Genomic DNA, 14,455 nt, shown 5'->3' on the forward strand with positions numbered 1-14,455 from the left:
CGGCCCGTCGCAGGTATGACGGCCGCCGGGCAGCCGTTGCCTCAGAGAGTACAGGGTGAACCCCGGGCAGGGATAGCGTGAATATTCTGAATCTTTTTGCAAACCTTTATCACGGTCTGTTTTCGGAGAAGTCGCGTTACCTCGTCCGTTACTCGCCGCCCGCAGTGGCGACTTCACGGAAAGGTGCCTGCCGCAGGCGCAGCAACACGGTTGAGTGTAAAGACGACTGGCCAGGTAAATGCTGTGGCAGGAAAGAACAGGGGAAAGAACATACTCCCCGGGGGGAGTATGTCACGGTCATCAGACGACCGGGCGGGCAACTACGTTGCGGTTTTCCATACGGACTTCAGCAATCGTCACGTCAATCAGGTCTGTCACACGATAGCGTTCTTCACCTTTGATCTGCACGGTACCACTGTCCTGGCTGCACACCAGTTCATCACGCACACTGTGGATAAACGGTGCAGGGATAAAGGCCACGGCACCGATATCCGTCAGCCTGACACGCATTCCGCCGCGCGAGATATCAATGATTTCTGCAGGGAACTTTTGATCGGTACCGGCATAAGGGGCCAGATAACGGGCATATAACCAGTCCCCGACATCCCGTTCTGCCATACGGTTCAGACGGCGACGCTCACCCATAATGGTGGTCAGCTCTTCTGCCGGCAGTTCAGCCTGCTGGCCCAGGATAATCGCCTTCAGTAAACGATGGTTGATCATGTCACCATATTTACGGATAGGAGAGGTCCAGGTCGCGTAGGCTTCCAGTCCCAGACCGAAATGAGGACCCGGCTTGGTGCTGATCTCAGCGAATGACTGGAAGCGGCGAATGCGGCTGTCCAGATACTGGGTGGGCATACTGTCCAGTTCGCGGCGCATAGTCTTAAAGCCTTCCAGCGTCGCTATTTCTTTCGGGTCCACCGTAATACCATGACCTGCAAGAACGCCTGTGACTTGCTCTGCGTTAGCTTCATCGAAACCGGCATGGACGTTATAAATTCCAAAGCCGAGAGCCTCACCCAGAACCTTAGCCGCACAGATATTGGCGGTGATCATGGCTTCTTCAATCATGCGGTTAGCAATACGGCGGGGTTCTGCAACGATTTTCAGCACTTCGCCTTTCTCACCGAGAATAAAGCGATAATCCGGACGATCTTTGAAAACCAGCGCATTCTTACGACGCCATTCATTACGGGCCAGACAAAAACGTTGCAGCAGGGTGATCTGCTGAGCAATGGCTTCGCTGGCAGGCTGCCAGTCACCGGTATTTTCCAGCCAGTCAGAGACATTGTCATAAGCCAGTTTGGCTTTTGATTCAATCCATGCGGCAAAGAAACGGGTTTCCGCTTCCGGCGTGCCGTCTTTATCGATAACGATATGACAGGCCAGCACCGGACGACGTACGCCCGGACGCAGCGAGCAGACATCATCAGACAGCTCACGAGGCAGCATCGGGATGTTAAAGCCCGGCAGATAGTTGGTAAAGGCACGCTGTGCGGCCAGTTTATCCAGCTCACTCCCCTCGGGAACATACGCCGTCGGGTCTGCAATGGCCACCGTCAGGCGAAGTTTACCGTCAGGCAACTCTTCGGTGTACAGGGCATCGTCCATATCTTCCGTGCTGGCACTATCGATAGTGACAAATTCCAGCGCCGTCAGGTCTTCACGGGTTAACTGCTCGTCGAGCATTTCACCGAAACCAACGTCCGGGGCTTCACGCTCCAGATTGTGGCGTGACAGTGTCACCCACCACGGGGCCAGATGATCTTCAGCGAAGGTAATGAACCCGGTCAGTTCGGCGTAAAAGCTGCGGTCACCTTTTAACGGATGACGGCGCATTTCAGCGACAGCCCAGTCTCCGGCCTGAAATTCATGTTCCAGGTGACGGGCTGGCCGACAGGAAATGGCATCTTTCAGCAGCGGATGATCGGGAATAATGGATAACCGGTCATCTTTTTTCTGGACGCGACCCACAAAGCGGGTCAGAAACGGCTCTACCAGGGTTTCCGGTTCGGCACTTTCTTTACCGTTATTGGTCTGGATGACAGCAACCACACGGTCGCCATGCATCACTTTTTTCATCTGCGGAGGCGGAATAAAGTAGCTCTTCTGGGCATCGACTTCCAGAAAGCCAAAGCCTTTATCGGTACCTTTTACCACACCCTCCGCGCGGGGAGTTTGTGCATGAAGTGTTTCTTTCAGCTGCGACAGCAGCGGGTTATCCTGGAACATAATTTTATAGTTTCGTGGCCTAACAGCGGCTGACAGTTTTACGCGAATCATCGCTGCCGGGCAATAGCCAAACCGAGAAAGATAAAAAAAGCCGGAGTCATCTCCGGCTTTTTTGCGTTAATTGCCTTCAGGCGATCCGCAATGACGGTTGCTGTCGGGTGAGGGAGAGTTTTACCGGTATCGACTTGGACGTCGGTGTGCCACTGTCATCCCCGAAGCTGGATAACGGCACCAGCGGATTCGTCTCCGGATAATAGGCGGCCAGGTTACCGCGCGGTATATTATAGGGCACCAGTACAAACCCCTCGACCTGGCGGGTGATCCCGTCATTCCACAGCGTTTCGATATCAACCTTATCGCCTTCGCGCATTCCTTGTTCAGCCATATCTTCCGGGTGGATAAATACCACCCTGCGTTGACCGTAAACCCCCCGGTAGCGATCATCCAGACCATAGATAGTGGTGTTGTACTGGTCATGTGAACGGAGTGTCTGTAACACAAAGGGCACAGTTGTATTACCGAGTTGCGGAAACAGCGTATCGGGCAGAGGTGCGGCACTGAACTCTGCTTTGCCGGACGGGGTTGCAAAGACATGCCGGGCCGCCGCGTTGCCCAGATAAAAGCCACCAGGCTGCTCGCATTTCTGATTAAAATCGTCAAACCCCGGCAGGGTGGCGGCGATATGGTCACGGATCACCGAGTAATCGTCAGCCATCCCTTGCCAGTTGGCTTTCTCCCGGCCGAGTACCGCATTGGCAATACCGGCAACGATGGCTGTCTCGGAGCGCTGATGTTCCGACAGCGGAATACCGATGCCTTCAGAGGCATGAACCATACTGAAAGAATCTTCAACCGTAATAAACTGAGACCCGGTGCGTTGCATATCCCGCTCGGTGCGGCCCAGTGTCGGTAATATCAGGCTGTTCTCATAGCCCGGAACCAGATGCGTGCGGTTCAGTTTGGTACTGATATGCACCGTGAGTCCGCAGCGTTGTAACGCTTCTTCGGTACGCGGGGAGTCCGGGGCCGCCGCCGCCAGGTTCCCGCCAAGAGTGATCAGCACCCGGATTTCATCACGCAGCATGGCCTCGATGGCTTCCACGGTATTATGACCGGCCCTGCGTGGTGGCTCGAAACCGAAATGCGTCCCCAGTGCGTCAAGGAAAGGCGCGCCGGGCTTTTCATCGATACCCATGGTCCGGTTACCCTGCACATTACTGTGTCCGCGTACCGGGCACAGACCGGCGCCTTTTTTCCCCAGCTGGCCAAACAGCAGTTGCAGGTTAGCAATCTCACGCACGGTATCGACAGAATGTTTATGCTGAGTTATGCCCATCGCCCAGGTACAAATCACCCGTTCAGAGTGCTGATAGATAGCCGCTGCCTGACGTAATTCCTCTTCGGAAAGCCCTGAACCCGCGGTGATCGCTTCCCAGCCGGTCGCATCCACTGCCGCCAGGTAGGCATCCACCCCGTGGGTATGTTCACGGATAAATTGAGTATCAAAAATCCCTTCGCCATCCAGCGCTAACTGGCGGCGATGTTCTTCCAGCAACGCCTTCACCATCCCGCGCACCGCAGCCATATCACCCCCGAGACGAGGCTGATAATAAGAGGAGCTGATCTTACCGGCCATAGGGGTAACGACTTCCAGAGGGTTCTGCGGGTCGGCAAACCGTTCCAGGCCACGTTCACGCAGGGTGTTGAAGGTGACGATGCTGGCTCCGTGTTCCGCCGCGTGACGTAAACTGTGCAGCATACGCGGATGGTTGGTGCCGGGGTTCTGTCCGAAGACAAAAATCGCATCCGCACTCTCAAAATCATCCAGCCGGATAGTCCCTTTACCGACACCGATACTGCGTTTCAGGCCGGTACCACTGGCTTCGTGGCACATGTTTGAGCAGTCCGGGAAATTATTGGTACCCAGCATGCGGCCAAACAACTGATAGAGCCACGACGCTTCATTACTGGCGCGGCCTGATGTATAAAGCTCAATCTGATCCGGGTTATCCATGGCGTGAATATGCTGAGCAATCAGGGTAAAGGCGTCCTCCCAGCTGACAGGCTCATAATGGTCGGTGTCCGGGTTATAAGAGAGTGGGTGGGTTAACCTTCCCTGATACTCCAGAAAATAGTCGCTTTCGGCATACAGGCGACTGACACTATGCTGCGCAAAAAAGTCAGGGTCAACGGTGCGGCGGGTGGCTTCCCAGGTAACCGCTTTGGCACCGTTCTCGCAGAAACTGAACGTACTTTTATTATCATCGCCCCAGGCACATCCCGGACAGTCAAACCCACGGGCTTTATTCATACGCATCAGGTTACGCATATTCTTAAGCGCCGCTTTACTGTCGAAGACGAAACGGGTAGTTGCTTCCAGCGAACCCCAGCCACCGGCTGCCGCACGATACGGTTTAATCTGACGTTTAAATTTCATAGTGGATGCCGCTTCCGTTGGATGATGTTGAAAAATTGTACTCATTATATGAACAGAATTGTGCTTTTATGTTTTACTGGTGTCTAATTGATTCCAATTAACGAGCGATAGAGCCTGTTTATCGTGAGAATATTGCAACCTTGCTGAAATGGAGCCACCCTTAACAGATACGCACCTGGCTGCATCCGGAGCCGGTCCGTAAAGCAGATTACTTACCTTTCAGTACGGGAATAACACCACATGGATTTAAAACAACTGGTCTATTTGTGTAACCTGGAACAGGAAAAACATTTTGGCCGGGCCGCCGAAGCCAGTTTTGTCAGTCAGCCGACGCTTTCCATGCGGCTGAAGAACCTGGAGCATGAACTGGGCGTTTCTCTGATTAACCGGACGAATACATTTTCAGGGTTCACCCCGGAGGGCGAGCGGGTACTTTCCTGGGCCAGAGAAATGGTCTCTGTGTATCAGGGGCTAAAACTGGAAGTGGATGCCATGAAACATGGGATCCAGGGCACACTGCGGGTGGGTGTGGTGCCGCAGTGCAGTATTTCCCTGACCGGGGTCTTACAGGCAGTGTCGGCACGCTATCCGGAAATTAATTATCGTATTGATGTGATGAGTGCGGACCAGTTACTGGAAGCGATTAATGGTCATACCGTCGATGTGGCTTTCGGTTTTTTCGAACTGATAACGCTGCGCCAATTACAGTTTCAGGCCGCCTTCTTTGCCGACGAGGGCGTCGTGGCGCTCTATTGCCGTAAGACCTTTCCGCAACCGGAGACGACGGAACGATTGCCGCTGGCTACCGTCGCGGCATTACCGCTGTGCCTGGCTGAACAAACCCGCTACTTCCGGCGATACCTGGATAATTGCTTCCGCCAGGCAGAGCTGCCGTTCCGGGCCATTATTGAAAGTGCTTCTGTATCGCAACTGCTGGAAAGTGCACATCGCGGTATGGGAGTGATGCTGGCCCCGAAAGGTCATATTTTGCCGGCGATGCTGAACGGGCTGGCTGAAAGCCCGGTCGATATGCCGCCGATGAACCGCCAGGGAGCGATGGTTATCGCAAGCCCGGGCAAAGCCACGCCGCTGGTCCAGCATTTTTTCGATGCCGCCCGCGATTCTCTGCCAGTGATAACTCACGCCACCGCCAGCTGAGTCAGCCGGTAATCCCAGATATTGGTGGCGATGACACCGAGTAACGGCAGGAGGTCTTCAGTTTTCCAGCCCTGGCGTTTCAGCCTCTCCAGTTCCCGGCAGGAAAGCGGGGAGGTGCGTCTGCGCAACTCCTGATCCTCCGCAGTATTTTCCGCGGGGGGGTGACCGGCTGTGGCTGGTGGGGCGGATAACGCTCTCAGTATCAGCCAGGCACGGGCCGCCCGTGGGGCATGGCCGATAATCTCCGCTTTCAGGAACGGTTCGCCCAATGCCCTGATATCACGCAACAGGCTTCGTCGGACGGTGCTCAGCCGGGATGTATCCAGTCGCGGTAAGTATGTGGTTGTACTGCACGAGCACAGCAGATCAGGATAGGGCGGTACGGGGGAAGTACGGTAGCGTGTTTCCCCCCCGTCAGCTGCCAGCGTCATCACTCCGCTAATCCATTGGGCCTGCCAGCCTACGAAACCGCATAACTGATGCAGGATAAGAATATCCGGGGGGGTAACTCCTGATTGCAGCAGGCCGGCCAGCCCGGGGGACGGAGTTTCTGCAGAGGAACAGGTCAGTAAGCGGGTATATTCGGTGATTTCGGTTAGCCGGATATTATTTTCACGGCTACCTGCGGGGCCTGGTAAGGGGCTGAGCCACGCCGCATAAAAGTCGCTCAGGAAACCGGTTTCTGTGAGCTGAGCGACGGTCAGCGCGATGGTCAGGCGTTCATAAAGGGTGAGACTGCACTTTTCCTCCGGACATGGGGTTTCCGGGAATAGCCTGCTGTAAATTGCCGCAGAGTGCCGGGATAACGGTTGAAGGTGCCGGAGCAGCTTGCCATCCGGTACGGTATGCTGCGACAGACAGGCAAAGAGGTCACGGCGTTGCCTGGCAGCAGGAAAGTGTTGGCAGACGGAGGGGGATGACGGGGGGATGGCGGGTTCGTTGTCACCTGTGGCTATGCGGCGGTCATGATGTTGTCGGTATTCCATACACAATCCTCTGATATCATGCCTGACCCGGTAAGGGCCTGCGTAAAATCAATGTGCTTATAGTGGCTGACAGGATGTTCAGGGAGAAGGAATGTTACAGACTAACTAATAACGGGCAGGTATATGCAGGAGCGCTATGTCAGTGGAGCCGTGGAAGAGCCTGGCGCAGGAGAAAGCAACGCGGAAAAGCAGGCGGCTGACACCGCCTGCTGACAGAACTTATTTCAGTTCCAGTTCATTCATTGCGGCGATGCTGAAACCACCGTCAACGTGAACGACTTCACCTGTGATCCCGCCGGCCAGGTCAGAGCACAGGAAGGCTGCAGAGTTACCCACATCTTCGATGGTGACGGTACGACGGATAGGGGTGACGGCTTCACAGTGTGACAGCATTTTACGGAAATCTTTGATCCCGGATGCCGCCAGTGTACGGATAGGACCGGCAGATACGGCGTTAACACGCACGCTTTCAGGGCCCATCGCATTAGCCATATAACGTACGTTGGCTTCCAGAGACGCTTTTGCCAGACCCATCACGTTGTAGTTAGGGATAGCACGCTCTGCACCCAGGTAGGACAGGGTTAACAGTGCTGAGTTCGGGTTCAGCATGGCACGGCACTCTTTAGCCATCGCGACAAAGCTGTAGGCACTGATGTCATGAGCGATTTTGAAACCTTCGCGGGTGACAGCATTCACGTAATCGCCGTCTAACTGGTCGCCCGGGGCAAAACCGATGGAGTGTACAAAACCGTCGAATTTCGGCCAGACTTTTTCCAGTTCGGTGAACAGGCTTTTGATGCTTTCGTCTTCGGCAACATCGCAAGGTAATACGATGTCAGAACCCAGATCTTTGGCAAATTCTTCAACACGCGCTTTTAATTTTTCGTTTTGGTAAGTGAATGCCAGTTCCGCACCCTGTTTATGCATTGCCTGGGCAATACCCCATGCAATAGACAGTTTACTGGCTACGCCAGTGATCAGAATGCGCTTACCGGAAAGAAAACCCATAGCTGTAATCCTTAAAAATAGTTATTGTTGGCGGCGGCGATTGTTCAATTAACAACCTGTCCGCTATGTTCAATCCGGGGATTCTAACACGACAATGGGTTATCAGGTAAAGTTACGGTGAAACAGGACGTAATTCTGTGGGTCAGCGGTCATTCCTTCGCCAGGCTTCGGCCGTCAGCGCCTCTCCGAAGTGGCTCTGGATCAGCCGTTTGGTCAGGTCGTGCAAGGGTGACGCCAGAACATCTGCCGTTCCTCCCCGTTCAACCACTTCTCCCTGATGCATCACCATCACTAAGTCACTGATATGCTTCATCATGCCGATATGCTGGGTGACATAAATAAACGACAACCCGTCCCTGTCCTGCAACTCCAGCATCAGGTTGACCAGTTGTGAACGCATGGTCATATCCAGTGACGCCAGTGCTTCATCGGCGACAATCACCCGCGGTTGCAGGATCAGCGCCCTGGCCAGCGCCAGGCGTTGCTTCTGACCCGGGGCCAGCATATGCGGGTAATAACCGGCATGATCACGCAGCAGACCGACTTTGCGCAGTGTTTCAATGATGCGCGATTCCCGCTCTTCCGGCGTCAGAGAAGTATTCAGTCGCAACGGCAAATCCAGGATCTGGCTGACGCGTTGTCTGGGGTTAAGCGACGTCCCCGGGTCCTGGAAAATCATACGAATGACCTGGCTGCGGTAGCCATAGTCCCCGAAGGTGAGGGGATGATTATTGATAATGATCTCCCCGGCACTGGGTTCAATCATCCCGCTGAGCATTTTGGCCAGAGTCGATTTACCGGAGCCATTTTCGCCGATAATGGCGAGGGTCTGCCTTTCACGCAGGGTAAAACTGACATTTTTTACCGCATCCACCTGCTGAGGGCGAAAAAGGCCGGTTTTATAGCGATAGGTTTTCGACAAATCGCGGACTTCGAGTAAGGTTTCCATGGAACTACAGCTCTTTATTTAATGGAAAGTGACAGGCGTACTTATGGCTTTTCGTCCCGGTCAGCGCCGGGGCTTCTATACATTTCCGCTGGGCGTAGGGGCAGCGGGGGCCAAGACGGCAGCCCAGCGGTAAATGCTCCAGCGAGGGGATGGCCCCTGACAGGGTATTCAGTCGGCTCTTATGGGGCAGTGAACGCCCGAAGTCGGGCATTGAGCGGATCAGCGCCTGGGTGTAGGGATGATGCGGGGTAGCGATCAGTTCTTCACTGACGGCCGTCTCGACGGTTTGCCCGCAGTACATCACATTAATTCTGTTCGCCCACTGGCCCAGAGTACGCAGGTCATGGCTTATCAGCAAAATGGTCGTATTGTTGTTCTGGTTCAGGCGGCTGAGCAGCCTGAAGATCTGTGCCTGGGTTGTAGGCTCCATGGCATTGGTGGGTTCATCGGCAATCAGCAGTCGTGGCTTGGTGGCCAGGGCGATCGCTATCATGGCTTTCTGACATTCGCCTTCTGTCAGCTCATAGGGAAAACTGCGCATGATATCTTTGTGATCTTTAATGCCTACCCGGTGCAGTAATTCGATGGCACGTTTTTTACGCCAGAACCAGAAACGCCGGTACCAGCGTCCTTTAAAGGTCCAGCGGGGGATGGCCTGCATCAACTGACGACCAATACTTTCGGACGGATCCAGGCAGGACTGGGGCTCCTGGAAAATCATCGAGATATGGTGACCGATGATTTTTCTGCGCTCACGGGGAGAAAGACGCAACAGGTCGATGTCATTAAACCGCATCCGGTCGGCTGTGACCCGCCAGTTATCCGACGTGACGCCGCAGATAGCTTTGGCTATCAGACTTTTACCGGAGCCGGACTCGCCGACCAGGCCGCGGATTTCGCCTTCCGTCAGGGTCAGGTTAACCCGATCGACGGCTTTGACAGGACCTTCGGACGAAAAAAATTCAATGGTCAGGTTACGGATATCCAGTAATGGCATTATTTTACCCCAGCCTCAATGGCACGGCGCACGCCATCCCCGAATAAATTGATAATCAGCACTGCGAGCATCAGCATCAGCCCTGGCAGCATCACGGTCCAGGGAGCCACATAAATCAGCTCCAGTGAATCACCCAGCATGGCTCCCCATTCCGGAGACGGTAGCTGTGCCCCGAGGCCTAAAAATCCCAGCGCAGCAATATCCAGGATAGCCATCGACAGTGCGCGGGTCAGTTCACTGACCACGGAGGGCAATACATTCGGAAAAATGGTATCACGCAACAGAATAAACGGGCTGGCACCATCCAGCCTGGCCGCAATGACATACTCTTTATCCATTTGCTCGTGGATGGCGATATAAATGGCGCGGATAAGCCTTGGGATCAATGCCAGCCAGACCGCAACCAGAGCATGAAACAGTCCGGGGCCGACAAACGCGACCACAATGATGGCCAGCAGCATTGACGGAATTGACAATAAGGTATCGAGAATATGGTTCAGTAAGGCTGAACGCAGCCCGTGGGTCAGTCCTGCCAGTATGCCCGGCAGCAGTGCGCAGACACCGGAAAACAGAGTCACCAGCAGGGCGCTGCCTACGGTCGGTGCCACACCGCTCAGTAAGCGGCTCAGAACATCGCGGCCCAGATCATCCGTCCCGAGAAAGAAAGAGACGTCGCCATAGCGGGACCAGGAGGGCGGCAGTAACTGATACCCCATAAATTGCTGATCGACTCCATAGGGAGCCAGCAGGCCGCCAAACAGACAAAGAAAGATCAATGCGGCAAAGCCATACAGCCCGACCATGGCTGAAGTGTCATGGTAAAACTTCCCCCAGGATTGCCGGAATGCGCCAGGCAGTCGTTTTTCCTGATAGACATTATCGATGGGCATAAATACCTGCTTTGCTTCTTCTTAACATATTTAATATCGCTTTAAATTATCAGTATCTTACGCTGGCTTATAGCTTAATAACTTTATATTTTGATTCAATACCGTCAGCGACTTCGCTGCTGTGGAGGCAGACAGCCTCTGACTTTATCCTCACCGGGGGAAGACCGGCAACCTGATCCACACAGAGAAGAGGCGGCCCCGGATTATCCGTTGGATCCACAATGTTATGCAAGGACTGCCCGTGCACAAAACGCCGTCGCCAGCGGAACGAAAGGCTTTCGTGAGGGCGATGTTAACGGTGTCTTTAAAATCCGTGCAATTGTAACAGACCGCAGTTTTATACTTTTACTGCATTTCGTTTCCCATTAAGATTGCAAACTACATTTGTCAGGGAGGCAACACCATGAATAAGAAAACAGGTTTGGTATTGATTATCGGCAGTCTTCTTTCCGGCTGTACCCTGTCTGAGCATCCTGCGACAACGGCAGTGACGGCCATCCAGGGAGTTTATTCAGACAATAGCAGTCAGTATGGATACATCAAGTCTTTTCCCCATCCGGCCGGCGAGGGCGTCAGTGCGGATAAACTCAGACAGTGTGTATTATCCACTCGCGCGGCACAACGCCTGTCTCCGGTCGGTAATGGCTTCAGCGGTCAGACGACCTACACGGTAAACCGCATGGGAGCACCGGTGCCGTTTGTGGTGAATTTTACCCTGCAGGTGTCAGAGACATCGTCACAACGTAATTATGTTTTCAGCCAGATTACTCAGGCACCTGAAGAGGGTAAATCAGTCACGTCCGATGCCTGGGTAACGGCAAATCCGGCACAGGTCGTCGGTACCTTCAATAATGTCAGTGCGGATACCAATCGTTGTCTCAGTCACCCTTCATAACCCGGTGACCGCTGTCGCGGGTTAACGATGTCCCGGCAATATTTGGGCCTGTGCAGTGATAAGGGTAACTACGCTTTCACCCTGAAGCCAGTGACCGGCATTCAGGGCTATTCCCGGGAAAGCTTCCCCGGGAATTCAGTTTAACGCAGGGCATACCATTCTTTATGTTTTAGCGGGTTCAGTGCCGCGCCGATAATATCGGAAAGCACATTCACCAGCATCACCATGGTGCCGATGACCATCACGCCGGCAGAAATCGCTGCATAATCCTGCTGACGGATGGCCCCAATGAGCCAGTGTCCCAGCCCCGGCCAGTTAAATACCACCTCGGTTATCATCGTCAGTGTCAGCATGGTAGAGAACTGTAACCCCAGATGCGGGATCACCGGTGGCAACGCATTGTGCAGGACATGACGACGGATCACCGTCACGCGGGATAAGCCGCGGGTTACTGCAGCTTTAACATAGTTCTTTTCCAGTATATCCAGTGTACTGTTACGGACAAGGCGGATGACTTCGGTCATCGGCGCCACCGCCAGGGTGACTACCGGTAATATCAGGTGGCAGAGAATATTCAGCAACATCTCATGCCGCCAGGGTGAGTCTGACAACCAGGCATCGATGAGGACAAAACCGGTCACATGTTGCAAAGGATAGAGCAGGTCCAGTCGCCCGGAGACTGGCAACCAGCCGAGGGTCAGAGAGAAAAACAGGGTCAGCAACAGCGCCAGCCAGAACACCGGCACCGAAAAGCCGACTAAGGCGAGGGCGCTGATCAGTTTATCCTGCCACTTTTTACGCATGACTGCCGCGGTGATCCCCAGCGGGATCCCCAGCAGCAGTGCCAGCAGGAAAGCGAGTACGCATAATTCCAGGGTGGCCGGGACCACTTCTTTCAGCTGGTCTGTGATTGGCTGGCTGTTAACACTGGACACGCCGAAATCCAGTTGCAGCATACTTTTGAACCAGAACCACCAGGCATCGCCCAGCGAAGCGCCTTCCAGGGGGGCGTGCGGGGTAAAATAACTCAGGCTGAAGGCGACCAGCGACAGCAGAAACAGCGTGATCCCCAGCAGGACAAGGCGGCGCAGAATAAAAATAATCATGGAGCGTTATCCTCAGAATCATCCCGATAGACGCCGGCAAAGGAAGTATTACCAAACGGACTCAGGATCAGCCCTTTGATATCGTAGCGGTAAGCCTGCAAGCGCAGTGAAGATGCCAGCGGCAGTACCGGGAGCTGATCGGTCAGCATTTGTTGTGCCCGGGAGTAACGGTCGATACGCTCCGCCAACTGTTGTGACGTGAGTGCCTGATGGAGCAGCGTATCAAAGGCCGGGTCACACCAGTGGGCATAGTTGGTGGCAGAGCTTATCGCGGCACAACTGAGTAGTGGCCTGAAGAAACTGTCCGGGTCATTACTGTCGGTCGACCATCCCGCGAGCGTCAGGTCATGATTGAGCGACATTAACTGCGCTTCCTGAAAACGCCCCTCTACAGGAATAATGCTGACAGTCACCCCGATACGGCCCAAATCGGCCTGGATGAGTTCCGCCGTTTTCAGCGGGCTGGGGTTCCAGGGCTGTGAGGCGGTCGGCACCATTAATCTGAGATGCAGGTCATGCACGTTCAGTTGCTTCAGTGCCTGTATCGCTTTCGCCGGATTATAGTCAGAGACGGTTGCCTGGCTGTCATAAGCCCAGGATGCCCGGGGCAGAATAGAGGCTGCCGTTTCTGCGGTACCATAATAGATAGAAGACATCAGCCGGTCATTATTGATTGCCAGCGCCAGTGCTTTTCTGACAGCGGGATTATCCAGCGGCGGTTTACGGGTATTAAATGCCAGATAGGCGATGTTCATGCCGGGGCGCAGGGTCATCCGCAGGCGCGGGTCATCCCGCAAAATGGTCAGCTGGCTGGCGGCAGGATAGGCCAGAACATCACATTCGCCGGTCAGAAGTTTAGATAAACGGCCCGTACCACCCGCACCGATATCGATCACCACCTGCTGCATGCGGGGGATCCCTTTCCAGTAATCCGGATTCCGTGCCAGACGAATAAATTGGCCGGAACGATATTCGCTCAACTGGAAAGGTCCGGTCCCCACCGGCTGACGATCCATCTGCTCTTCATGACCGCTGGCTGTCAGCTGATCAGCGTATTCTTTGGACAGTATCGGAGCGTAATGGGTGGCAATGTGCCAGAGGAACGAGGCATCCGGATGTGTCAGCTGTATTTCAACGGTGTAATTATCCAGCTTTTTGATGCTTTTGACGTTATCCGGAAACTTCAGACTGTCAAAATAGGGGTAGCTGCCGCCGCCAATGTCATGCCAGGGGTTATTGCGGTCGAATATACGTGAAAAGCTGAAAACAACATCATCAGCATCCATGGCGCGGTGCGGTGTAAACCATGCCGTTTTCTGAAAACTGACATGATGGCGAAGATGAAAAATATAGGTCGCGCCGCCATCTTTTACATCCCACCCGGAAGCCAGTTCAGGCGTCAGCCGATAGGTATAGGGATCCACACCCAGCAAACTGTCATATAACTGGGCCGCCAGTGTATCCACGGTCAGTCCGCTACTGGCCAATTGCGGGTTAAAGGTATTCAGCACGCCGTTTACACAGTAAACGAAGCCATTCTGCCGGATATCAGGTGTTACTGACGCAGATGCAGTGTTGCAGAGCAGAGCGACGCCAAGACACAACGCGGAATATAATTTCAGCATAGTACTCAAAGATTATTTACAGATTACCTGAAGTGTACCGTAAACCCGGCAGTGACCCCAACTTTAGTATTTGTCCCTCAGGAGAAGTCCCGGAGGCTCCTTACCGTGAAACACATCACCGGTGGTGACCCGGCGCAGACGTTGGCCCGGGCCGGCATTATTCTGATGA

General features: G+C 54.1%; 11 protein-coding genes. 2 read left to right on the plus strand and 9 right to left on the minus strand.

From position 1 onward, the window contains the following. Positions 1-300 precede the first annotated feature (300 nt). Both CG67_RS11500 and CG67_RS11505 read right to left on the minus strand, forming a co-directional pair. Entirely contained in the window at positions 301-2,235 is a 1,935-nt protein-coding gene (locus CG67_RS11500; RefSeq protein ID WP_025903093.1) for an exoribonuclease II, read from the minus strand. A gap of 127 nt (positions 2,236-2,362) precedes the next feature. Next, positions 2,363-4,672: an FdhF/YdeP family oxidoreductase gene (locus CG67_RS11505; protein ID WP_025903094.1), complete on the minus strand. Its 2,310-nt coding sequence runs from the start codon at positions 4,670-4,672 to the stop codon at positions 2,363-2,365. 240 nt (positions 4,673-4,912) lie between these two features. Here CG67_RS11505 and CG67_RS11510 point away from each other — a divergent pair, with 240 nt between their 5' ends. Next, the gene (locus CG67_RS11510; RefSeq protein WP_025903095.1) at positions 4,913-5,830 is read left to right on the plus strand and encodes a LysR family transcriptional regulator; all 918 of its coding nucleotides are present in this window, start codon (positions 4,913-4,915) and stop codon (positions 5,828-5,830) included. Here the strand turns inward: CG67_RS11510 and CG67_RS11515 are convergent. From CG67_RS11515 to sapC, 5 genes are all read right to left on the minus strand, one after another. Further along, entirely contained in the window at positions 5,812-6,816 is a 1,005-nt protein-coding gene (locus CG67_RS11515; protein WP_025903096.1) for a hypothetical protein, read from the minus strand. The two genes, CG67_RS11510 and CG67_RS11515, sit on opposite strands and share 19 nt — an antisense overlap. Before the next feature lie 219 nt (positions 6,817-7,035). Beyond that, positions 7,036-7,824 carry an enoyl-ACP reductase FabI gene (gene fabI / locus CG67_RS11520; protein WP_025903097.1) on the minus strand — a complete coding sequence of 263 codons (789 nt, stop codon included), beginning with the start codon at positions 7,822-7,824 and terminating at the stop codon, positions 7,036-7,038. Positions 7,825-7,966: 142 nt separating this feature from the next. Continuing rightward, on the minus strand, positions 7,967-8,773 hold the full coding sequence (gene sapF / locus CG67_RS11525; RefSeq protein ID WP_025903098.1) for a putrescine export ABC transporter ATP-binding protein SapF: 807 nt from the start codon (positions 8,771-8,773) through the stop codon (positions 7,967-7,969). 4 nt (positions 8,774-8,777) lie between these two features. Then, on the minus strand, positions 8,778-9,770 hold the full coding sequence (gene sapD / locus CG67_RS11530) for a putrescine export ABC transporter ATP-binding protein SapD (protein WP_025903099.1): 993 nt from the start codon (positions 9,768-9,770) through the stop codon (positions 8,778-8,780). After that, a complete protein-coding gene (gene sapC, locus CG67_RS11535) occupies positions 9,770-10,660 on the minus strand; it encodes a putrescine export ABC transporter permease SapC (RefSeq protein ID WP_025903100.1) in 891 nt (296 codons plus the stop codon). Before sapC ends, sapD begins: the two co-directional genes overlap by 1 nt. 403 nt (positions 10,661-11,063) lie before the next feature. On the opposite strand from sapC, the gene CG67_RS11540 reads away from it, so the two are divergent. Next, on the plus strand, positions 11,064-11,555 hold the full coding sequence (locus CG67_RS11540; protein WP_025903101.1) for a hypothetical protein: 492 nt from the start codon (positions 11,064-11,066) through the stop codon (positions 11,553-11,555). A 140-nt stretch (positions 11,556-11,695) separates the two neighbouring features. Here the strand turns inward: CG67_RS11540 and sapB are convergent, their stop codons facing one another. Together sapB and sapA are read right to left on the minus strand one after the other, a co-directional pair. After that, a complete protein-coding gene (gene sapB, locus CG67_RS11545; protein WP_025903102.1) occupies positions 11,696-12,661 on the minus strand; it encodes a putrescine export ABC transporter permease SapB in 966 nt (321 codons plus the stop codon). Continuing rightward, complete coding sequence (gene sapA / locus CG67_RS11550) at positions 12,658-14,286, minus strand: ABC transporter substrate-binding protein SapA (protein WP_025903103.1); 1,629 nt, start codon at positions 14,284-14,286, stop codon at positions 12,658-12,660. The genes sapB and sapA overlap by 4 nt, the downstream gene beginning before the upstream one ends. Between the last annotated feature and the right edge of the window lie 169 nt (positions 14,287-14,455).

This window comes from Tatumella sp. UCD-D_suzukii, assembly GCF_000611875.2.
Lineage (GTDB): Bacteria > Pseudomonadota > Gammaproteobacteria > Enterobacterales > Enterobacteriaceae > Tatumella > Tatumella ptyseos.